The sequence below is a fragment of the Streptomyces sp. NPDC050485 genome (assembly GCF_044458185.1).
Taxonomy (GTDB): Bacteria; Actinomycetota; Actinomycetes; order Streptomycetales; family Streptomycetaceae; genus Streptomyces.
Map to the genome: position 1 here is coordinate 183,938 of NZ_JBITHR010000014.1, position 20,535 is coordinate 204,472.

Genomic DNA, 20,535 nt, shown 5'->3' on the forward strand with positions numbered 1-20,535 from the left:
GTCGGTCGGTATGTCAGTACGGTTGTTCTCTGCGTAACACTGCCACGCGCCCGCTCATTCCGAGATACCAGGTCCGATCCGCGAGACGATTTCGTCCCAGTAGCCGGGCAACGCCTCGAACGGGGTGAGATGTCCGCTTCCGTGGCGGGAGTGGTCGGCGCGGTCCGTGAAGTAGATGGTGCCCGCGCCCTGCCAGCGGGCGATCCGCAGGGCCTCCTCCAGGCGGGTTCGGGGCACGCCGTGGACCAGGTGGCAGAAGCGCTCGGGCGGGTGCTCGGCGGTCCATTCGGCCACCTGCGACCAGCGGTAGTCGGCCCAGGACCCGCTGAAGGTGACGAGCTGGTCGGCGGCCTCCGCGTAGCCGGGGTACGGGTGGGTGCCGTGCCCGAAGACGAGGTGGACGTCATCGCGCAGGGCGCGCAGCGTTCCGGCGGAAGTCCGTATTTCGGGCAGGTCGTCTCGGTCTGTGGGACAGCGGTCGAGGAGGAAGCCGTCGACGCGGTACCAGTCGAGGTAGCGGTGGGCATCGGAGAGCTGCTCACCGAGGGAGCGGGTGCCGTACGCGGTGTCGAGGTGGCCGAGCACCCGGATGCCCGCGTTGCGCAGCTTTCCCACGGCTTCCAGGCAGTGCGGGTCGGGCCGGCTGCCCGGGCCGCCCGGAACTCCGCCGGACACGTTGAGCACGGCCCAGTGCAACGGCGTTCCGGGGCGGGTGAGTTCGGCCCATTCGACGGGGGCGACCAGCGGATGGGCGTAGCCGGGGACGCCTAGGCCGAGCCGGGCGGCACCGGTCGCCGCCCGCTGTCCCGCGAGCCGGGTCAGATTCGGCATGCCGCCTCCATCCAGATGTCCGCGAGGGATTCCTCCAGGTTGATCCGGGGCCGCCAGCCGAGCCGGTCCCGCGCGGTGCGCACATCGGCCTGCTGCCAGCTTCCGCAGCCGTCGGGGTACGGCGCGGGCGCGGCGAGGTGGTCCAGCGAGCCGTCGCCGGAGCGCGGGGATCCGATGAGGCCGGGCCGCATCACGGGCGGGCCGTCCAGCTCGTGCAGGGCTCCCGCGTAGCCCGCGACCCTGGCCAGGACGGCGGCCGCGTCGCGGAGCTTCACCGAGCGTCCGGTGCCGATGTTGACCACGCCCTGCGCGGCGGAGAGCGAGGCCGCGTGCACGGCCCGCGCCACATCGCGTACGTCGACGAAGTCCCGCTGCACCCCGAGTCCGCCGAGCTTGAGCTCGCCGTCGCCGGACTGCATGGCCCGCCGCATCGCCTCGGCGAGCCGGCCCAGCGGGGATCCGGCGGGGGTGCCGGGGCCGACGGGCGAGAAGACGCGCAGCACGATCGCGTCGAGCCCGGAGCCGAGGACGAGTTCGGTCGCGGCGAGCTTCGAGACGCCGTACGGTCCGCCGGGGCGCGGCACCGCGTCCTCGGCGGTCGAGGAGCCGGGCTGCGAGGGCCCGTACTCCGAGGCGCAGCCGATCTGCACCAGGCGGGCGCCGCAGCCGCTGCGCCGCAGGGCCTCGCAGACGGTGGCGACGGCGACGGTGTTGTGCCGGGTCAGTTCGCGGGCGCCGCCGCGGGTGGCGCCCGCGCAGTTGACGACGACCCCGGGGTGCACGGCGTCCAGGAAGCGGGTGAGGGCCCCGGGGCTGCCGGTGGCGAGGTCGAAGCGCACGTCGGCGTCGTCGCCGCGCCCGAGGGCGGTGAGCTGCACGGCGGGGTCGGCGAGCAGGCGGTCGGCGACGAACCGGCCGAGGTATCCATTGGCACCGAGCAGCAGCACCCTCATCGCGCGGTCCTTCCGTGCGGGCGGCGGGTGGCCGGTGGCAGGGCGGTCATGTGTCGTTCTCCTTCAATGCCTCGTCGCCCGCTCATGACGTGACCGGGCGAGGTCGGCGTTTTGTGGGGTGGGCGCTCGGTCGTCGGGCGCCTCACTGGTCGGAGTGGGCGGAGGCGCGGGCCAGGACCGCGGTGGCACGGACGAGCAGGGTGAGGGCGGCGGCGGCGCACACGGCAGCCGGCACGGCTCCGGCGCCCCAGGTCTCGACCGCGCTCTTGACGGGCCGGCCGAGGATGCCGCAGCCGGGCAGCCGGCCCGCGAACACGGAGGCGAGCGCGAGCAGTTCGGTGCAGCAGGCGGCGGCGAGCACCTTCGCGGCAGCCCCGGCGAATCCGTGCACGGCGAGCAGCCGGGCCGCCCAGAGCAGCATCCCGAGCGCGGCGGCCGACAGCAACAGGCCTGTTCTGTACGCCAGTTGAGCCGCCGCCAGGCAGCCGGCGAGCCCGCCGAGGAACAGGAGCACGCTTCCCATCAGGAGCGGTCGCGAGCGCCCGGCGAACTCGGCGAGGCCCCGGCTGGAGGCGAGCTGCTTGTGGGCCTGTACGGAGAAGAGGTGGGCGCACCAGATCGCGGGGGCGACGGCGAACGCGAGGCCGGTGGCGGCGGCCGGGTCGAGCGCCCAGGCTCCGTCGGGCCCGCCGCGAACGGCCTCGCCGAGCAGCCCGTCGCCGCCGATCGCGTACGCGACGAGCGAGGCGGTGCAGAGCCGTACGGCCAGCCGATGGTGCGGCTCGGCGCGCAGGGGTCCGCGCCGCAGGGCCAGCGCCAGGGCCGCCACGACGGCGGCCGCCCCGAGGACGGCCACCGCCGACCGGGCGCCGCCGTCGGCGAGTTGTACGCCCGTGACGGCGAGGGCGCAGACGGTTCCGGGCAGCAGTGCCAGCAGGGCCCATCCGGCGGGCTGTCGGGCCAACTCCCCTGCCAGGAGCGGGGTTTCGGTGTCGCGCGGAACGCGGGCGTACAGCTCTTCGGCGAGCGAGAAGACGTCCCGGTGCCGGAAGCGGGCGGCGGTGCGGTCGGTGACGCCGTGTGCTTCGAGGCCCGCCGCGATCTCCAGCGGGTCGACGGCCCGCTCGCAGAGTTCGCGGTGGCGGTGCATGAGCGCCCTGACCGGATCGGCGGGGCCGCGCCGGGTGGTGGCACGGTTCGCGGCGGCGGGTGCGGAGGCGAGGGCGTCCTTCGAGCGTGCGTCCCAGGCGGTACCGGTGGCCGGGGCGGCGGGGATGTCGGTCATGCGCCCGCCCCTTCTTCCGCTTCGGCACGTACTTCAGCTCGTACTTCGGTACGCTCTCCGGCTCGTTCTCCGGTCAGGACCGCGAGCGGGCCGCCCGCCCAGCTCGGTACCGGGCCGCCGGACGCGGCCGGCAGGCGGGCCGCGGTCGGGGCCGCCCAGCGTCCCGGCACATGGGCCTCGGCGGGATGCGCGAAGGGCTGGGGCCCGCCGGAGTCGTCCCCGCTCTCGTGGTGGACCGGGTTGTGCGACATGAGCTCCAGGTAAATGCCGCGAAATGCCGCGAGGTTCTGCTCCACGGTGAACAGTTCGAGCGCGCGGGCGCGGGCGGCTGCGCCCAGGCGCGCGCGGCGTTCGGGGTCGCGCAGCAGCGCCACACAGGCATCGGCGAGGGCGCGCGGGTTGCGCGGCGGCACCACCAGGCCCGTACCGCCGATGACTTCGACCACGGCGCCCGCGTCGGTGGAGACGGTGGCCCGGCCGCAGAACATGGCCTCGACCAGGCTGATCGGGAAGCCCTCGACCACGCTGGACAGGACGACGACGCTTCCGGCCGCGTACGCGTCGGCGAGTTCGGGGGCCTCGGGGCCGCCGAGCTCCTCGAACGACACGGGGTTGTCGCCGACCGCGTGGGCGTCGGCGGCCTCGTCGGGGAAGAGCTGGGCGGCCAGCGCGCGGCAGTGGGCGAGGTAGGTGACGGCCTCGGGGCCCCGCGCGGGCGGGGCGATCAGTCGCAGCCGGGCCTCGGGCTCGGCCCTGCGGACCTCGGCGAAGGCGTGCAGCAGCGCGATGAGGTCCTTGGCGGGCTCGATCCGGCCCACCCACACCAGGGTGTTCGGGTCGCCGCCATACGCGCCCTCCCCCACGGCGTGGAACCGGTCGGCGGACATCCCGGGATAGACGGTGCGCAGCTTGGCGCGGTCGGCTCCGCAGCGCTCCTGCCAGCGCCGGGCGTGGGTGTTGCCGGGGGTGATGAGGGCGGCCTGCGCGTACACCTCGGCGGCGAGGCGGCGCTGGAATGCCGCGCGCAATGCCCGTACGGGGACGGAGAGTTGGGCGTTGGCGAGGTACTGGGCGCGGACCTGGACGCCGTACTCGGTGACCAGGAGGGGGACTCCGCAGAAGCGTTTGGCCAGGAGGCCGGGCAGGGCCGCGCAGCCGCCGGACGCGGCGTGGCTGAGGTCGGCCGCGCCGAGCGCGTCGTCGCCGTACCAGTCGAGCGAGAGCGGGCGCAGGGTGCGCTCCAGGAGGCTCGCGAAGGCGAGCTGGTCGGGGATCCGGGCGGCCTGCACGGCGCGGTTCGCGCCCGGCGTGCGGCAGGCGGCTTCCAGGATGCGGACAGCTGTCTCGGAACGCGGTTCGCCGCCGAGTCCGCCGTGATCCCGGGCGAGGGCGGCCAGTCCGTAGAGCCCCTCGGCGAAGCCGTCGCCCTCGGCCGGGTCCTCGGTGCAGATCGCGGTGGCGAGCCGCCCGAAGTGCGCGGCGAACTCGCGCCGTTCACGGCGCCCGAAGCGGCGCTCGGCGTGGCCCCGTACCGCGTGCCGCGCGTCGGGCGCGGACCAGAGCGGTGCGGTGCGCACCTGGCGCACCTGGGGCGGCAGGTCGACCAGACCCTGCTCCTCCTGGTCCGCGCTGCGGCTCAGCACGTATATGTCGAACTCGTGCCGCGCGAGCCCGCGCACGAGCCGGTCGCACCACAGCCTGGACTCACCGGTCGGGTACGGAAAACCACCGTCCATGAGCAGTCCGATCCGCATGTGCGCACCCCCGATCTCCCTTGTGGGCGGCCACCGTTGGCAACGGCGACTCGCAGCGGGAAGAACGTATGCGGATATGCCGGTGGCGCGACGGACGGTTGTCCATCGCGCCACCGGAAGGGGTGAATGCACGTAACTTTCCCCACCCGGTGGCGTTCAGTCGCGCTACGGGGCGGTTTGGTCACGCACGGCTATGCCGCGGCCACCTCCTGGCGGGGTGTCCCGCGCAGCTCTCGGCGGGCCGCGCGGCGCTCCGAGGCCAGCGCGGGGTCGAGCGAGGGCACGGCCGCGAGCAGCTGCCGGGTGTACGGATCCTTCGGCGCCCCGTACACGGCGGCCACCTCACCCTCCTCCACGATCCGCCCCCGCCGCATCACGGCGACCCGGTCGCTGACCTGCCGCACCACGGCCAGGTCGTGCGCGATGAAGACCAGCGCGAGACCGAGTTCGCGCTGCAACTCGGCGAGCAGCGCGGTGACTTGGGCCTGTGTCGTCACATCGAGGGCCGATACGGGTTCGTCGCACACGATCAGCTGCGGCTCGGCGGCCAGCGCCCGGGCGATCCCGACACGCTGGCGCTGCCCGCCGCTGAACTCGTGCGGGTAGCTGTCGTACCGGTCCGGATCGAGCCCGACCCGCGCCAGCAGCTCCCCGACCCTGGCCCGGACCGCCGCCTCGTCGCGTCGGCCGGCGGCCCGCAGCGGGTCGGCGACGGATTCGCCGATCGAGCGGCGGGGGTTGAGCGAGGAGACGGGGTCCTGGAAGACCATCTGCACGGTGCCGGCGCGCCGCACGCTGCCCTCGCTGGGCTCAAGCAGCCCGACCAGCATCCGGCCCAGCGTCGTCTTTCCGCTTCCGCTCTCGCCGACGATGCCGAGGGTTTCGCCGCGGTGAAGTGTGATGCCGACGCTGTCGACGGCGGTGAATGCGGTTCGGCCGCGCCCGAAGACCTTGCGCAGGTTGCGCGCCTCCAACACGACCTCGCCCGCGGCGGGCAAGTCCCCCACCCCGCCCCTTCCCGAAACCCTCCGGGGGTTGCCGGGGCTCCGCCCCGGATCCCGCTCCGGCTGAGATTCGGCCGCGGACCGTGCGTGGCTGGTCGCGCAGTTCCCCGCGCCCCTAAGCCCTCCAGCACGTCCGGCGTTTGAGGACGAGCGCCCTTCAGGCGCGATCGGGGTCTGGGGCGGAGCGCCAGCGGAGCCGCAGAGTGCCACAGCGGGAAGGGGCGGGGTGGGGGAAATCCTCGGGACCGACGCCAGCAGTGCCTGCGTGTACGGATCCTGGGGCGCACCCAGCACCTTCCCCACCGGCCCCCGCTCCACCTCCCTCCCCGCCCGCATCACCAGCACCTCATCCACGCTCTCCGCCGCGACCCCCACGTCATGGGTGACAAGGAGCAGACCCAGGCCCGTCTCGCGGCGCAGTTCGTGCAGCAGGTCGAGGATCTGAGCCTGGACGGTCACGTCCAGGGCCGTCGTCGGCTCGTCCGCGATCAGCAGCCTCGGCTCGCACGCCAGCGCCATCGCGATGAGCGCCCGTTGCCGCATGCCGCCGCTGAACTCGTGCGGACGGGCCCGGGACTTGCGGGCCGCGTCCGGGATGCCGACCCGGTCCAGGACGGAGACCGCGCGGGCCCGGGCGGCGCGGCGCGAGCCGCCCTTGTGCACCCGGTACACCTCGGCGATCTGGTCGCCGATCGTGTAGTAGGGGTCGAGCGAGGACAGCGGATCCTGGAAGACCATCGCCGCCAACCCGCCTCGCAGGGACCGGAGTTCGGCGTCGGACGCGGCCGCCACATCGACCCCGGCCACCCGCACCGAGCCGGTGACCCGGGCGCCCGTCCCCCGGTGCAGTCCGAGCAGCGCGTACGCGGACGCGCTCTTGCCGGAGCCGGACTCGCCGACGACGCCGAGCGCGGCGCCCGGCGCGAGCGTGAAGGAGAGCCCGTCGACGGCCCGCACCTCCCCGAAGGAGATCCCGAGGTCGGCGACCTCGACCAGAGTTTCCACCGCACTCTTCACCACAGACTCGGTCATGACAGCACCACCCGTCGGTCCGCCATCGCGTACAGGACGTCCGCGACCGCATTGGCAAGCACCACGAAGAATCCGGTGGTCAGGACCACGCCGACCACCACCGGCAGGTCGACCGTGCGCACCGACTGCACGAGTTGCCGGCCGATGCCGGGGATGCCGAACAGCGTCTCGGTGAGCACCGCGCTGCCGAACATGGTGCCCGCGTCCAGCGCGCTGAGCGCGATCACGGGGGCGACCGCGCCGCGCAGCGCGTGGCGGCCGACGATGGCCCGCTCGGTCAGTCCGTATGCCCGGAAGGTGCGCACATGGTCCTCGGCGAGCGTCTCCAGCATCGAACTGCGGGTCAGCCGCGCGTACTTGGCCGATTCGATCAGTGCCAGCGAGAACCACGGCAGCAGCAGCCCCCAGAACCACTGCTGGGGGTCGTCCGTGAAGGGCACGTACTGCGGGAAGGGCAGCCATTGCAGGGTGGAGCACAGGATGATGATCAGCAGAAGCCCGATGACGAACACCGGCGTGGACGTGCCGGCCAGGGTCAGCCAGGTGAGCAGCCGCTCGATCACTCCGCCGCGCTTCCACGCGGAGAGCACCCCGGTGCCGACGCCGATGAGCAGCCACAGCGCGAACGCGCCGACGACCAGTGATCCGGTGACCGGGAGCTTGCCGAGGATGAGGCCGGTGACCTGCTCGTCGGTGCGGTAGGACTGGCCGAGGCAGGGTGCGGAGCAGTGCACCGTGCCGGTGCCGGACGAGAAGTCGCGGCCGGCGAAGATCCCCTGGATGAAGTGGCCGTACTGGACGTACAGCGGGTCGCCGAGCCCCAACTTGTCGTGGACCAGGGCGACTTGCTGCGGTGAGCAGCGTTCGCCGCAGACGATCTGGGCGACGTTGCCGGGGGCCACGTAGAAGACGAGGTAGACGATGACGGAGAGGGCGAGGAGCACGAGGACGGCTCCGGCGATCCGCCTCAGCAGAAAGCCTGTGAAGCCTGTCAACTTGCCTTCTCCTTACGGGACTTGAGCTCCCTGCGGGTGCCCACACGCAGCCGCGAGGCCGCCCTCGGGTCCAGTGCCGTGCGCACGCCCTCGCCGATCACGGTCAGCGAGAGGACGGTGATGAAGAGCAGCCCGGCCGGGAGGAGCAGATAGGTGGGGGCCGCCTGGTACCAGGTGTTGGCGTCGGTGAGCATCTGCCCCCAGGACGGCGTGGGCGGTTTGATGCCGACGCCGAGGAAGGACAGTGCCGCCTCGGCCACCACATTGGTGGGGACAAGGAGTACGGCGTACGTGATGACGGGCGCGGCGAGCGCGGGCAGCAGCTCACGCCGTGCGATCGCCCAGGTGCCCCAGCCGCTGAGCCGCGCCGCCGAGACGTGGTCGAGCGTCTTGAGGGTGAGGGCGCCCGCGCGCACGATCTTCGAGGTGCCGAACCAGCCGAGCCCGGCGATGATCAGGGTGATCAGCACCGGCCGGGGGATCGAGGCGGGGGCCACGGCGAGCAGGCCGAGGGTGATGACGAGCATGGGCAGCGCGGCCGCCACGTCGGTGACGCGGCTGACGATCTGGTCGGCCCAGCGGCCGCCGAGCGCGGCGAACAGGCCGAGTGCGATCCCGAGCGCGACCTGGATGAGGGTGGCGACGAAGGCGACCCCGAGCGAGACCCGGGCGCCGTACACGATCCGGGCGAACAGGTCGCGGCCGGTCTGCGGTTCGACGCCGAGCCAGTGCTCGCCGCTGATCCCGCCGAAGGAGCCGATCGGGACGCCGCCGCTGGCCGAGTCGACGAGCGCGGGGTGGAAGGTGTTCGGGTCCTGGCCCTCCAGGGCGGTGAGCAGGGGCGCCGCGAGCGCGACGAGGACGAGCAGGGCGAAGACGGCCGCGGCGGCGGTGACCGCGCGCTGGGCGCGCAGCCGCCGCCAGAACAGACGGCCTCCCGGGGCGGGCGCCACGGCCCCCGCCCCGGTGGCCAACAGGGCTTCGGACATGGCTACTTGACCGCTACCTGCGAGACGTCGAGCACGCCGGTCCAGTCGCTGATGACGACGTTCTTGACGTCCTTGCCGACGAGCCGCTTGTAGACCGGGTGGAACAGCGGTACGACCACGGCCTGTTCGCCGATCTTCTTGTCGAGCGCGCCCCAGCGCGGGGCGGCCGCGGACAGGTCGGTCAGCTTGTTGATCTGGTCGATCTCACCGTTGACCGAGGGGTCGTTCAGGAAACCGGTGTTGAAGTTGGCGCCGTCCCGCACGATCTGGCGGCCGTCGAAGATCGGCGCGAGGAACGGTCCGCCGGAGGGCCAGTCGGCGCCCCAGCCGCGCAGGAAGAAGCCGGGCTCCTTCTTCACGCTGGCCACGGTGTCGTTGTAGTCGTTGCCTTCGAGGCCCTGGAGCTTGACGGTGATGCCCGCCTTCTTCAGGGCGTCCTGGAGGGCGGTGGCGACCTCGGGTCCCTTGGGGCCGCCCTTGGCGTTGGAGTGGGTGAGCGTGACGGTCAGACCGTCGGGGAAGCCCGCCTCCTTCAGGAGCTCCTTGGCCTTGTCGGCGTTGCCGGACGCGCCCGCCGGGAAGGGGTCGTACGGGGTGTACCCGAAGGCCTTCTGGTTCGGCAGGAAGGTGGTGGCGGGCTCGGCGAGCGAGGAGCCGCCCACGGCGTTGACGGCCGAGGTGCGGTCGACGGCGTACGCGATGGCCTGGCGGACCTTCGGGTTGTCGAACGGCTTCACGTTCGGGTTGAACGCGATGTAGTTGGTGTAGCCGAAGTGCCCGGTGCCGACCCGGGCCGCGAGCTGCTTGTCGCCGGTCACCTTGGCGAGTTCGGCCGGGCCCAGGTTGGTGTCGGTGGTGACGGCGGCCGCGTCCGGGCCCTGCGAGGCGGAGAGCCGCTGGTTGATGACGGCCTGGTCGAGCCCGGAGCGCACGTCGATGCTGTCGGGGTAGGCCTTGCGCTGGGTGTCGGTCGCCTCGGACCAGTCGGGGTTGCGGTCGAGCACCAGGTGCTCGCCGTTGTTCTCGTTCTTGACGACCTTGTACGGGCCCGAGGAGACCGGGTGCTCCGCGTACTTGGTGCCGTTGTCCTTGGCCTTGGGGACCGGTGCGAACTGCGTCTGGGTGGCGAGGAAGGGGAACTCGCCCTCGGGCTTGTTCAGGTGGAACACGATGGTCTTGGCGTCGGGCGTCTCGATGGAGTCAAGGCCCTTGCCGCCGTCTTTGTAGGGGCCCGCGTACGTGCCGCCGCCGACCAGCCAGTCCCTCAAGTACGGTGCGCCGCCGGAGAGTTCGGCCGCGAAGGAGCGCTCGATGCCGTACTTGATGTCGGCGGTGGTGATGGGGCTGCCGTCCTCGTACTTCAGCCCGTCCTTGAGCGTGTACGTCCACACGGTGGCGTCCGCGTTGGGCTTTCCGGTGTCGGTGGCGAGGTCGGGGACGACCTTCGTGCCCTCGGCGCCGCTCTCGCGGTTGCGGGTGGTCAGGGTGCGGAAGACGAGCGAGGGGACGTTTCCGCCGCCGGAGGTGTAGAGCCGTGCCGGGTCGAAGTCGGTCTGCGCCTCGTTGTTGAGGACGCTGAGCGTGCCGCCCTTGCGGGGGGTGCCGGACGCGCCGGCTCCGGCGTCCTTGGCGCCGCCGTCGGGGCCGCAGGCGACGGCGCCCACGGCGAGAACCACGGCTATCGCTGCCGCTCTTGCGGCATTCCCCGACGGAATGGACGTGTGACGCATCGGAAGTAGACCTCTCGGTGGCTGCTCGGGCAGAGCGGAATTGCGGGCGCCCACAGCACGCGCACAGCACCGAAAGGAAGAAAGGGGGTGGCTGCGCCCGCGTGCGGAATCCGTGCGGAAACACGGAAATGCCCGGGCGCAAAAAGGGAAAAGGGGAAGTCGAACGCGCGCGGGCGGGCGTCAGCGACAGAGGATGTCGGCCACGCTGTGCCCGGTCACGCCGATGAGCGCCAGCTCAATGGCGGCGCGTTCGGAGGCGGCGTGGCGATGCGACATGCCGAGAAATATGGACGACCCGCTGGACACTGTCAATCGGGAATGAGACAGCCGTCCCACATCGTGAACAAACCACGCCTCGGCCGGATCAACTCTGGGGAAACACCCACGGGTTGGGCAGACACTTGATCCCGTCGATCTCCAGGGACTTGGTCTGCTGCTGCATCACCGGGGCGAGCGTGCCGGGCGTGCGGCAGCTCACATGGTTGTGCCCGAGCCGGTGGCCGACCTCGTGGTTGATGAGCATCTGCCGGTAGGCGTGCATCGCCTGCGCTCCGTAGGTGACCGAGCCCTGGGCCCACCGGTAGGCGTTGATCATCACGCGGTCGGTGGCGGCCGAGTCGCAGGAGACGTTGTCCTCGGTGGTGTCGAGCCCGGACTTGGCGCACCAGGTGCCGGTGGTCCCCGGGCTCGCCAGCGTGATCACGAAGTCCGGTTTGCCGGACGAGATCCGCTCGAAGGTCATGGCGCCCGAATGCGACCAGCTCCGGTCGTCGTTGAGGGTCTTCTGCACGGCCTCGGCGAACAGCCCGCCGTCCAGTCCGAGACCCTGTTCCATGTCGACCCGGTAGCGGTACTTGCGCCCCGTGCCGGGCGCCGCCTCGAACCCGGGCACGGCGTCGAACCGGCCGGACGCGGTGAGCTTCGCGTCGAGCGGGAACTGCCGGGTCATCTGCTGCTCGTACGTCGCGGCGGCCGGCTCGACCGACGGGGTGGCCCGGCCGTTGCCCCGGGAGGCCGCATCGCCCTGCCCGTCACGGCCGTTGTCGCCCGCCGGCCTGCTCGCCGCACTGTGGCTCTGGCCGTCGGAGACGACCTGCCCGGCGACGACGACCGCAAGCACGGTGGTCACCGCGGCGGCCGCGATCCCGGTGAACGTCCGCCCCTTGGACCCCTTGCCGCCCTTGGCGTTGGGCTCGGGGGCACCCGGCTCGTCCTGCGCCGGGACGAGCGGGGGTGCCGGACTGACGGCGCGCCGCGGCCCGGTGTCCGTGGCGGGCCGGTCCTCGAAGGCCTCGGTGTACTCGCGGCGCGGGCCGGGTATGCGGGGCGCCCCGGCGCGCGGACTCTGCTGCACCGGGCCCGGCCCGTGGGCGGAGCCGTCGTACCCGGGTGCGCCCCAGCCGCCCCCGCCCTCGTGGTGCTGCGGATGTCCGCCGCGTACCTGCGGGGTGCCGAACGCGGGGGTGCCGCCCTGGTGCTGGACGGCGGGGCCGTCGCCCGGGGTGTGGCGCCGGCGCCGGCCGCCGCCCGCGGGGGCGGCCTGCTCGGCCCGCGGCGCCGGGGGCGCCTCCACTATGGGTGCTGGCCCGCTGGAGCCCTTGGGTCGGCTGTGTCGTCCCACGCCCCGGATCAGCTCCTGTTTTCTCGGTCGTTGCTGCGGTGTCCGTCGCCGCCCTCATGGAGCAGCTCCCGTACGGCCTGGGCGACCGTCTCGGGGTACTCCATCATGGCCACGTGCCCGGCGTCGGGCAGGGTGAGCAGCCGCGCGTTCGGGAAGGCGGCCGCCGCTCTGCGGGCCATCCGGTACGAGACGAGCTGGTCGCGGCCCCCGTACACGAGCAGCGTCGGCGCGAGCACCCGCTCCGCCTGCCGCCACAGTCCGTGCTGGCCGCCCAGGGTGTACGCGTCCACGATGCCGCGCGCCGAGCGGGCCATCGCGTCCCAGAAGTACGGCAGTTCGAGGCGCCGCCGCATCTCCTCCACGGCGGCCTCGAAGCCCTCGGGGCTCACCCGCCCCGGGTCGCCGTAGCAGAGCGCCATCACCCCGCGGGTGCGGTCCTCGGGACTCCAGCCGCGGGTCAGCTTGGCGAACAGGGAGGCCACGCCCGGCACCGCGGCCAGCGCGGTCGGCCAGGCGCTGCGCTGGACGCGGAGCTCCGGCAGTGCGGGCGAGATGAGCGTCAGGGTGCGCACCAGATCGGGGCGCAGGGCCGCGATCCGGGTGGAGACGGCGCCGCCCAGCGAGTTGGCGATGAGGTGGACCGGGCCCCGGTCGGACGCGTCGAGCAGCCGGATCACGGCGCGGGCGTGCCCGGTGACCGAGTAGTTGCCGTCGTCCGGCGGCGGGGAGTCCCCGAAGCCGGGCAGATCGAGCGCCTCGCCGTCGAGCCGGTCGGCGAGCAGCCGCATCAGCGCCGTCCAGTTCTGCGAGGATCCGCCGAGTCCGTGGACGTACAGCGCGGGTTCGAGGCCGGGCCGGGTGCCGGGGCGCGAGCGGACCGTCAGCGTGAGCCCGGGCAGGCTCACGGAACGCAGTTCCTCGCCCTCCGCGACCCTGACCGCGCCCACCCGAGGGGCCGTTGCGGCGGCGGCGAGGGTTTCCGGCAGCTCGGTCGAGGACATGCGGCAATAGCTTCTTTCTCGTGAATCATCGCAGGTCAGAGGGTGCTCAGTTATACATCCGTGATGATCCTACTATTCGGCACGTGTCAGCGGTCCCGGTGATGCACCACGGAAGCGTGTGACCTTTCGTACTCCCCTTGGCCCGGGCAACCGCGTTTGCGAGTAACCCAACGGGCTTGCCCGACCAGCTTCATGAAGGGTCCGGCCGTCGGCCGGGCCCTTCATGTTGTCGGCTCTAGCGCCGACGTTGCCAGACTGGCTCTTCGCTCCGGAGCCTGTCCCTCCGGCGTTCGACCCAGTCGAAGAACTCTTTCGGTTGCGCTTCGAACGCGGCTGACAAGAGCTGGTAGAGACGGACCGCGTCGGCGTCCATCTCGTACTCACAGTTCGGACATGCACGCCAGTCGCCGCGTGCTCGTGTGAGGTCAGCCGCACACCGGGGGCAGGCCGGGTCAACCGCGTCTACGCAGGCTGGGAAGTCCCGCATGGGTAGCAGATCCACCAGCCGTCTTGTGTCTTCGTCATCTGAGATCCGCACTTCTGGCACGTCATTGACTTTCCTCTCGGGACGTTGAACTGGCGTACCACACAGGCGGCTACCCGCATAGCGGTCTGGCCGATCCCCCATGCTCAGGGGCGGCGCGGGGCGCTGGTTCAGGTGTTCGCCGTCACAGGCCGTATAGCGGCTTTCCCGGGGAACTCCTAGGCTCATAAGTGGCCCCTGCATCACTCGAAGTGCGCCAAAAGGGAGCAGCCATGCCCGTCGACCCGAGCGATCCGGAAACCTTCCAGGAAGACGACGACGCTGCGGAACTGTCCCAGGAGACCCCCGAGGCGGACGCGGCCGAACAGCACACCGACGTACGCCAGGACCGCGACGACCCGTCGACCCGCGTACACCCGGACACCGCCAATGAGGCAGATGCCGTCGAACAGGGACGTGTGGTGGCACTGGACGAGGACGACTATCGCTGATTTGTTCGGTTTCCTTGGATATATCCAGCTACCCAGCGCGTCCGGTCCGTGAAATTCTGCGTTCGCACCGCGCACAGCCGGGTTACCCAAAAGTACGATGGCGGCGCGCGTACATCGCGCACCGGAACAACTTTGGGAGGCGGCGTGACAGCCATCGAGCAGACCGAGCAGGCGCGCCCGCGAGGCACGCGCCTGCCGCGCCGGGCCCGCCGCAATCAGCTGCTGGGCGCGGCCCAGGAGGTCTTCGTCGCGCAGGGTTACCACGCGGCCGCGATGGACGACATCGCGGAACGGGCCGGTGTCTCCAAGCCGGTGCTCTACCAGCACTTCCCCGGCAAGCTGGAGCTCTACCTGGCCCTGCTGGACCAGCACTGCGAGTCCCTGCTGCACGCGGTGCGCACCGCGCTCGCCTCGACGACGGACAACAAGCTCCGCGTCGCCGCGACGATGGACGCCTACTTCGCGTACGTCGAGGACGAGGGCGGCGCGTTCCGACTGGTCTTCGAGTCGGACCTGACCAACGAGCCCGCCGTGCGCGAGCGCGTGGACCGGGTCAGCCTGCAGTGCGCGGAGGCCATCTCGGACGTCATCGCCGAGGACACCGGCCTGTCCAAGGACGAGTCGATGCTGCTCGCCGTCGGCCTCGGCGGGGTCTCCCAGGTGGTGGCCCGCTACTGGCTCTCCAGCGAGTCGACCATCCCCCGCGACAAGGCGGTCCAGCTGCTCACCTCGCTCGCCTGGCGCGGTATCGCGGGCTTCCCGCTGCACGGCACCGAGGGCCACTGAGAGGTCCTGGGGCGGTCAACGGGCGGCCATTCCTGATTTCTGTTCGCTCCTGGCGTTCAGCGACGGGCTTTGGCCGTCGCCTCCCCGGGCTAATGTGTGCAGCGTACGGCGCGGCTGACCGCGCACCGCACGAGGTCGGAGGGACATAGCCGTGGAGGTCAAGATCGGCGTGCAGCACGCACCCCGGGAGATCGTTCTGGAGAGCGGGCAGTCCGCCGAAGAGGTCGAGAGCGCGGTAGCCGACGCCCTCGCCGGCAAGGCGCAGCTGCTCAGCCTCACGGACGACAAGGGCCGCAAGGTCCTGGTACCGGCCGACAAGATCGCATACGTGGAGATCGGCGAACCGGCGGTCCGCCGCGTGGGCTTCGGCGCGCTGTAGTACACCGGACACCGAAGAAGGGGTGCCACCAGTGCTGACTGGTGGCACCCCTTCTCCGTGCCCCCGATCGGCCGACTTCCGAACGCCGCGAGTCCGGTCGCCGCTGACGCCGGGTCACGGTGAAGCCTCCGTACCGGATTTCACCAGGTGTGACCATGCGCACACAGACACAGACACAGACACGGGCGCGTCCGATCGTACGGGCGTGCTTGCGTGTTGCTTCCTCTCGGTGAGGGGAGGGTTGCGTTCCGCGGGCGTCGGGTAGGACGGGTGTTGACCGGTTACGCCCTGGCCACACCGTAGGAGGCGACGCACATGCTCCTGGAAGCCCTCGGCTCCGCACTGCTGGGACTCGCCCTCGCGTGGGCCGGTGCGACCCGGCTCCCCCACCGGCTGCCCGGCCGCCGCACGGTGCTGTCCGTCGGCCCGCTCGCCGGACTCTTCGGCGCCTTCCTGACCCACTCGGCGGTCGGCCCGGGCCACGCGGTGACCACGGTGCTCGGCGCCACCTTTGTCGCGTCCGTGCTGCTGTCGCTGCTGCTGCGGCCGGCCCGCCGCCTGCGCCGGTCAGCGGCGTAGGCGGCGCTCCCGGCCCCGGGTGCGGCTAGGCCGCGAGGCCCAGGGCCGCCATGCGCTTGGTGTGGGCCTTGGTGATCCGGGTGAACATCTCGCCGACCGCCGCCAGGTCGAAGCCCGCCGCCACCCCGTCGACCCCGCCGACCAGCATGGTCGAGAGCGCGTCGCGCTCGGCGACCACGCGCTGGGCCTGCGACAGCGCCTCGCCCATCAGACGCCGCGCCCACAGCGCGAGCCGGCCGCCGACGCGCGGGTCCGCCTCGATCGCCGCCCGCACCTTCTCCACGGCGAAGTTGCCGTGCCCGGTGTCGTCCAGGACCGACAGCACCAGGGAGCGGGTGTCGGAGTCCAGGTGGTTGGCGACCTCGCGGTAGAAGTCACTCGCGATCGAGTCGCCGACGTACGCCTTGACCAGGCCCTCCAGCCAGTCCGACGGGGCGGTCTGGTGGTGGAAGTCGTCCAGGGCCTTCGCGAACGGCTCCATCGCGGCCGTCGGCTCGGCGTCGATCCCGGCGAGCCGGTCCCTGAGCCGCTCGAAGTGGTGGAACTCGGCGGAGGCCATCTTCGCCAGCTCCGCCTTGTCCGCCAGGGACGGCGCCAGCTTCGCGTCGTCGGCGAGCCGCTCGAAGGCCGCGAGCTCGCCGTAGGCGAGGGCGCCGAGGAGGTCCACGACCGCGGCGCGGTACTGGGGAACCGCGGACGCCGCCGTCCAGTCCTGGGCGGCGATGCCGGTGCGCTCGGGCTCCGGGGCGGTTTCTTCGGCTGCAGTGGCGTTGTCAGACGTCTCCATAAGCCGCACAATAGCCCGCCCGGGACGCCTTGTAAGGGGTGCCTGGGTCACACCCGTCGCACCGGTCCCGCGAATTCTCCCGACACACATGCGCGAATCCGGGGTACAGTGGTAATGCGCCCGGCGAGTATTTCGACGGGCCGCACGAATGAGGATGCCCGGTCGGTTGCCCCGGTCGGCTCCGACCTGACAGCCCTCCGCAGGGCACGTATCAGTACGTGACACCGACGAGGGATCCCTCAGCGGCACGAGCGCTTGAGCGACGGCAGTGGTCCCGCGCCCCCCGGCAACACGATCGAATCTGATCCCGCCGGACGAACTGGGCACGGTACGACCCGCCGCGTTCGCCTCCGTACCGCGTCTCACAGAAGAGGCAGCACCCTGACTACGTTCCGAGAGCTCGGGATCCTTCCCGAGACCGCCGAAGCCCTTGAAGCCGTCGGCATCGTGTCCCCGTTCCCCATCCAGGAGCTGACGCTCCCCGTCGCGCTCTCCGGCGCCGACATCATCGGCCAGGCCAAGACCGGCACCGGCAAGACGCTCGGCTTCGGCCTTCCGCTCCTGGAGCGCGTCACCGTCCCCGCCGACGTCGAAGCCGGCCGGGCCGAGCCCGGGCAGCTCACCAACACCCCGCAGGCCCTCGTCGTCGTACCGACGCGCGAGCTGTGCCAGCAGGTCACCAACGACCTCCTCACCGCCGGCAAGGTCCGCAACGTCCGCGTTCTCGCGATCTACGGCGGCCGGGCCTACGAGCCGCAGGTCGAGGCGCTCAAGAAGGGCGTCGACGTGATCGTCGGCACCCCGGGCCGCCTGCTCGACCTCGCCGGGCAGCGCAAGCTCGACCTGTCCCACGTCAAGGCGCTCGTCCTGGACGAGGCAGACGAGATGCTCGACCTCGGCTTCCTGCCCGACGTCGAAAAGATCATCCAGCACCTGCCGCCCAAGCGGCAGACGATGCTGTTCTCCGCGACCATGCCGGGCGCCGTCATCGGCCTCGCCCGCCGCTACATGTCGCAGCCGACGCACATCCGCGCCACCTCGCCGGACGACGAGGGCACGACCGTCGCCAACACCGAGCAGTTCGTCTACCGCGCCCACTCCATGGACAAGCCGGAGATGGTCGCGCGCATCCTGCAGGCCGAGGGCCGCGGGCTGGCGATGATCTTCTGCCGTACGAAGCGGACCGCCGCCGACATCGCCGACCAGCTCGCCAAGCGCGGCTTCGCCTCCGGCGCGGTCCACGGCGACCTCGGCCAGGGCGCCCGCGAGCAGGCGCTGCGCGCCTTCCGCAACGGCAAGGTCGACGTGCTGGTCTGCACCGACGTCGCCGCGCGCGGCATCGACGTCGAGGGCGTCACGCACGTCATCAACTACCAGTCGCCCGAGGAGGAGAAGACCTACCTCCACCGCATCGGCCGCACCGGCCGCGCGGGCAAGAAGGGCATCGCGATCACGCTGGTCGACTGGGACGACATCCCGCGCTGGCAGCTGATCAACAAGGCCCTTGACCTGAAGTTCCCCGACCCGGCCGAGACGTACTCGACGTCTGCGCACCTGTTCGAGGACCTGAAGATCCCGGCGGGTACGAAGGGTGTGCTGCCGCGGGCCGAGCGCACGCGGGCCGGCCTTGCCGCCGAAGAGGTCGAGGACCTCGGTGAGACCGGTGGGCGCGGGCGCAAGTCCGCCGCCGCGGCTCCCGTCGTCACGGAGGAGCGTCCGGCCCGTACGCGTACGCCGCGTCAGCGCCGCCGTACTCGGGGTGGGTCGCAGCTCGACGGCGCCGAGAGCGCCGCGGCACCGGTCGCGGCTCCTGCCGCTTCGGTCGCTCCTGCCGCTTCGGTCGCGGAGGCTGTCGAGACCGTGGCCGAGCCGCGTACGCCTCGCCGTCGCCGTCGTACCCGCGTGGCCGCGCCGCAGGCCGCTGCCGCGCCGGTGATCGAGGCCGCGCCGGCCGCGCCCGTTGCCGAGCCCGTCGCGCCCAGGCAGCGTCGGCGTCCCGCGCCGGTCGCCGAGGCCGCCGCTGTCGCCGTCCCCGTCGCCGAGCCGGTCGAGCCCAAGCGCCCCCGTCGCCCGGTACGCAAGGTCGCCGCGGCGGCCGAGGTCGGTTTCGTGACGCCGGAGTCGGCGGCGCTGGAACTGGCGAAGGCCGCCAAGGCCGCCACCGCCCAGGCGATCGCCGTGGTCGCCGAGGCGAGCGCGGAGGAGGCGCCTGCCAAGCCGCGCCGCACCCGCGCCAAGAAGGCGGCGGCTGTCGTCGAGACGGTGGAGGCGGTTGAGGCTGTCGCGACCGTCGAGGCCGTCGAGCCTGAGGCGCCGGTCAAGCCGCGCCGCACCCGTGCGAAGAAGGTCGCCGAGGCGCCGGTCGCCGAAGCCGCCGAGGCCGCTGCCGAGGAAGCCCCGGTGAAGCCGCGTCGTAGTACGCGCAAGAAGGCCGCCGAGGCCGTGGTCGAGACGGTTGAGGCCGTCGAGGCCGAAGCCCCGGCCAAGCCCCGGCGCACCCGTGCCAAGAAGGTCGCCGAGGTCGTGACCGAGGCGGCCGAGGCTCCTGCCGCGCCGCGTCGGACCCGGGCGAAGAAGACCGCGGAGGTCGCCCCGGAGGCGGTCGCCGAGGTTGCGGACGCTCCGGTGAAGCCGCGTCGTACGCGCAAGAAGGCGGCCGAAGCCGTGGTCGAGGCCGTTGAGGCTGAGGCGCCGGTGAAGCCGCGCCGCACCCGCGCGAAGAAGGCGGCGGCCGCGCCCGAGGCGTAACCCGCACCACGCTGCGGCCCGGTTCCCCCTGGGGGGGTGCCGGGCCGCTTGCATTTTCCCCACCCCGCCCCTTCCCGAGACCCTCCGGGGGTGCGGGTCAGGTGCGGCCCGGTGGTCCTGGGGCTCCGCCCCAGACCCCGCTCCTCAAGCGCCGGAGGGGCTTGATATGCACCTGCGGATACCCTCTCCGTATGAGCAAGCCCCGTTCCCTCCGCCTCCCTCCCCGTACGCGTGCGTACCGACTCCGCACCGCCCGGCAGGAGTTCGCCGTGCTCGATGCGGCGCCCGCGGGGCGCTCGCGGGGGACCGTGTTGCTGGTGCCCGGGTTCACCGGGAGCAAGGAGGACTTCCTCGGGCTGCTCGAACCGCTCGGCGACGCCGGGTACCGGGCCGTGGCCGTCGACGGGCGGGGGCAGTTCGAGAGTCCGGGGCCGCGGCGCAGAGCCGGGTACACGCCGCGCGCCCTCGGCGGCGATGTGCTCGCGCAGGTCGCGGCGCTCGGCGACGGCCCCGTACACCTCGTCGGGCACTCGTTCGGCGGGTTCGTGGCACGGTCAGCGGCCCGGCTCGATCCGTCCGCGTTCCTGTCGCTGACGCTGCTGGCGTCCGGGCCGGGCCGGGTCGGGCCCGACCAGCGCGCCAAGATCCGGCTGCTGCGGGCCGCGCTGCCCGTGCTGCCGCCGTCCTGGGTGTGGGCGGTCACGCAGTGGCTGGACAGCAGGGACCCGGCGTACCTCGCCGATCCGCCCGAGATCGCCGAGTTCCTCGCACGACGCTGGTTCAGTACGCAGCCCGCCCAACTCATCGCCACCGGGCGGCAGTTGAGGATCGAGCCGGACCGCACCGAGGGCCTCGCCGCGCTGCCGCTGCCGATTCACGTCGCGTACGGGGACGGCGAATCGGTGTGGACCGTCGGCGAGTTGGCGCACCTGGCGCGCAGCGTCGACGCCCGGCACACCGTCATCCGGGGCGCCGAGCACTCCCCCAACGTCTCCCACCCGGAGGAACTGACCGCCGCCCTGGCCGAGTTCTGGGCCGGGGTCACAGCCCGCACCACCGCGCCCTGAAGGGGCGCGGGGAACTGCG

18 protein-coding genes are annotated in these 20,535 nt (G+C 72.3%); 6 read left to right on the top strand and 12 right to left on the bottom strand.

Annotation, left to right across the window (positions count from 1 at the left end):
• Positions 1-54: 54 nt before the first annotated feature.
• The 11 genes from ACIBK6_RS26885 to ACIBK6_RS26935 form a co-directional block, all read right to left on the bottom strand.
• Positions 55-831 carry a spherulation-specific family 4 protein gene (locus ACIBK6_RS26885; protein WP_399053925.1) on the bottom strand — a complete coding sequence of 259 codons (777 nt, stop codon included), beginning with the start codon at positions 829-831 and terminating at the stop codon, positions 55-57.
• Positions 819-1,784 carry an NAD-dependent epimerase/dehydratase family protein gene (locus ACIBK6_RS26890; RefSeq protein WP_399053926.1) on the bottom strand — a complete coding sequence of 322 codons (966 nt, stop codon included), beginning with the start codon at positions 1,782-1,784 and terminating at the stop codon, positions 819-821. The genes ACIBK6_RS26885 and ACIBK6_RS26890 overlap by 13 nt, the downstream gene beginning before the upstream one ends.
• A gap of 142 nt (positions 1,785-1,926) precedes the next feature.
• Positions 1,927-3,069: a hypothetical protein gene (locus ACIBK6_RS26895; protein WP_399053927.1), complete on the bottom strand. Its 1,143-nt coding sequence runs from the start codon at positions 3,067-3,069 to the stop codon at positions 1,927-1,929.
• Entirely contained in the window at positions 3,066-4,823 is a 1,758-nt protein-coding gene (locus ACIBK6_RS26900; RefSeq protein ID WP_399053928.1) for a DUF3492 domain-containing protein, read from the bottom strand. The genes ACIBK6_RS26895 and ACIBK6_RS26900 overlap by 4 nt, the downstream gene beginning before the upstream one ends.
• Positions 4,824-5,014: 191 nt before the next feature.
• Positions 5,015-6,859: a dipeptide ABC transporter ATP-binding protein gene (locus ACIBK6_RS26905; protein WP_399053929.1), complete on the bottom strand. Its 1,845-nt coding sequence runs from the start codon at positions 6,857-6,859 to the stop codon at positions 5,015-5,017.
• Complete coding sequence (locus ACIBK6_RS26910) at positions 6,856-7,854, bottom strand: ABC transporter permease (RefSeq protein ID WP_399053930.1); 999 nt, start codon at positions 7,852-7,854, stop codon at positions 6,856-6,858. The genes ACIBK6_RS26905 and ACIBK6_RS26910 overlap by 4 nt, the downstream gene beginning before the upstream one ends.
• Positions 7,851-8,843 carry an ABC transporter permease gene (locus ACIBK6_RS26915; RefSeq protein WP_399053931.1) on the bottom strand — a complete coding sequence of 331 codons (993 nt, stop codon included), beginning with the start codon at positions 8,841-8,843 and terminating at the stop codon, positions 7,851-7,853. Before ACIBK6_RS26915 ends, ACIBK6_RS26910 begins: the two co-directional genes overlap by 4 nt.
• Positions 8,844-8,845: 2 nt before the next feature.
• A complete protein-coding gene (locus ACIBK6_RS26920) occupies positions 8,846-10,573 on the bottom strand; it encodes an ABC transporter substrate-binding protein (protein WP_399053932.1) in 1,728 nt (575 codons plus the stop codon).
• 180 nt (positions 10,574-10,753) lie between these two features.
• Positions 10,754-10,849, bottom strand: coding sequence for an Ms4533A family Cys-rich leader peptide (locus tag ACIBK6_RS26925; protein ID WP_329463189.1), 96 nt, complete (start codon positions 10,847-10,849; stop codon positions 10,754-10,756).
• An 88-nt stretch (positions 10,850-10,937) separates the two neighbouring features.
• On the bottom strand, positions 10,938-12,194 hold the full coding sequence (locus ACIBK6_RS26930) for a DUF3152 domain-containing protein (RefSeq protein WP_399053933.1): 1,257 nt from the start codon (positions 12,192-12,194) through the stop codon (positions 10,938-10,940).
• Between the two features lie 8 nt (positions 12,195-12,202).
• Positions 12,203-13,195, bottom strand: a complete 993-nt coding sequence (locus ACIBK6_RS26935) for an alpha/beta fold hydrolase (protein ID WP_399053934.1) — start codon at positions 13,193-13,195, stop codon at positions 12,203-12,205.
• Positions 13,196-13,951: 756 nt separating this feature from the next.
• On the opposite strand from ACIBK6_RS26935, the gene ACIBK6_RS26940 reads away from it, so the two are divergent.
• The 4 genes from ACIBK6_RS26940 (at position 13,952) to ACIBK6_RS26955 (ending at position 15,914) form a co-directional block, all read left to right on the top strand.
• On the top strand, positions 13,952-14,170 hold the full coding sequence (locus tag ACIBK6_RS26940) for a hypothetical protein (RefSeq protein WP_399053935.1): 219 nt from the start codon (positions 13,952-13,954) through the stop codon (positions 14,168-14,170).
• Between the two features lie 144 nt (positions 14,171-14,314).
• Complete coding sequence (locus ACIBK6_RS26945; protein ID WP_399053936.1) at positions 14,315-14,956, top strand: TetR/AcrR family transcriptional regulator; 642 nt, start codon at positions 14,315-14,317, stop codon at positions 14,954-14,956.
• 151 nt (positions 14,957-15,107) lie between these two features.
• Entirely contained in the window at positions 15,108-15,335 is a 228-nt protein-coding gene (locus ACIBK6_RS26950) for a DUF3107 domain-containing protein (RefSeq protein ID WP_120721528.1), read from the top strand.
• Between the two features lie 315 nt (positions 15,336-15,650).
• The gene (locus ACIBK6_RS26955) at positions 15,651-15,914 is read left to right on the top strand and encodes a hypothetical protein (protein WP_399053938.1); all 264 of its coding nucleotides are present in this window, start codon (positions 15,651-15,653) and stop codon (positions 15,912-15,914) included.
• 25 nt (positions 15,915-15,939) lie between these two features.
• Here the strand turns inward: ACIBK6_RS26955 and ACIBK6_RS26960 are convergent, their stop codons facing one another.
• A complete protein-coding gene (locus tag ACIBK6_RS26960) occupies positions 15,940-16,701 on the bottom strand; it encodes a ferritin-like fold-containing protein (protein ID WP_399053939.1) in 762 nt (253 codons plus the stop codon).
• Between the two features lie 255 nt (positions 16,702-16,956).
• Here ACIBK6_RS26960 and ACIBK6_RS26965 point away from each other — a divergent pair, with 255 nt between their 5' ends.
• Together ACIBK6_RS26965 and ACIBK6_RS26970 are read left to right on the top strand one after the other, a co-directional pair.
• Complete coding sequence (locus tag ACIBK6_RS26965; protein WP_399053941.1) at positions 16,957-19,449, top strand: DEAD/DEAH box helicase; 2,493 nt, start codon at positions 16,957-16,959, stop codon at positions 19,447-19,449.
• 191 nt (positions 19,450-19,640) lie between these two features.
• Positions 19,641-20,516: an alpha/beta fold hydrolase gene (locus tag ACIBK6_RS26970; protein ID WP_399053942.1), complete on the top strand. Its 876-nt coding sequence runs from the start codon at positions 19,641-19,643 to the stop codon at positions 20,514-20,516.
• Positions 20,517-20,535: the final 19 nt, after the last annotated feature.

Excerpts from the sequence above, each read along its gene's own strand:
- ACIBK6_RS26905 (WP_399053929.1), bottom strand. The coding sequence starts at position 6,859 with ATGACCGAGTCTGTGGTGAAGAGTGCGGTGGAAACTCTGGTCGAGGTC.
- ACIBK6_RS26970 (WP_399053942.1), top strand. The coding sequence starts at position 19,641 with ATGAGCAAGCCCCGTTCCCTCCGCCTCCCTCCCCGTACGCGTGCGTAC.
- ACIBK6_RS26890 (WP_399053926.1), bottom strand. The coding sequence starts at position 1,784 with ATGAGGGTGCTGCTGCTCGGTGCCAATGGATACCTCGGCCGGTTCGTC.
- ACIBK6_RS26885 (WP_399053925.1), bottom strand. The coding sequence starts at position 831 with ATGCCGAATCTGACCCGGCTCGCGGGACAGCGGGCGGCGACCGGTGCC.
- ACIBK6_RS26915 (WP_399053931.1), bottom strand. The coding sequence starts at position 8,843 with ATGTCCGAAGCCCTGTTGGCCACCGGGGCGGGGGCCGTGGCGCCCGCC.
- ACIBK6_RS26900 (WP_399053928.1), bottom strand. The coding sequence starts at position 4,823 with ATGCGGATCGGACTGCTCATGGACGGTGGTTTTCCGTACCCGACCGGT.
- ACIBK6_RS26955 (WP_399053938.1), top strand. The coding sequence starts at position 15,651 with ATGCTCCTGGAAGCCCTCGGCTCCGCACTGCTGGGACTCGCCCTCGCG.
- ACIBK6_RS26925 (WP_329463189.1), bottom strand. The coding sequence starts at position 10,849 with ATGTCGCATCGCCACGCCGCCTCCGAACGCGCCGCCATTGAGCTGGCG.
- ACIBK6_RS26935 (WP_399053934.1), bottom strand. The coding sequence starts at position 13,195 with ATGTCCTCGACCGAGCTGCCGGAAACCCTCGCCGCCGCCGCAACGGCC.
- ACIBK6_RS26940 (WP_399053935.1), top strand. The coding sequence starts at position 13,952 with ATGCCCGTCGACCCGAGCGATCCGGAAACCTTCCAGGAAGACGACGAC.
- ACIBK6_RS26895 (WP_399053927.1), bottom strand. The coding sequence starts at position 3,069 with ATGACCGACATCCCCGCCGCCCCGGCCACCGGTACCGCCTGGGACGCA.
- ACIBK6_RS26920 (WP_399053932.1), bottom strand. The coding sequence starts at position 10,573 with ATGCGTCACACGTCCATTCCGTCGGGGAATGCCGCAAGAGCGGCAGCG.
- ACIBK6_RS26960 (WP_399053939.1), bottom strand. The coding sequence starts at position 16,701 with ATGGAGACGTCTGACAACGCCACTGCAGCCGAAGAAACCGCCCCGGAG.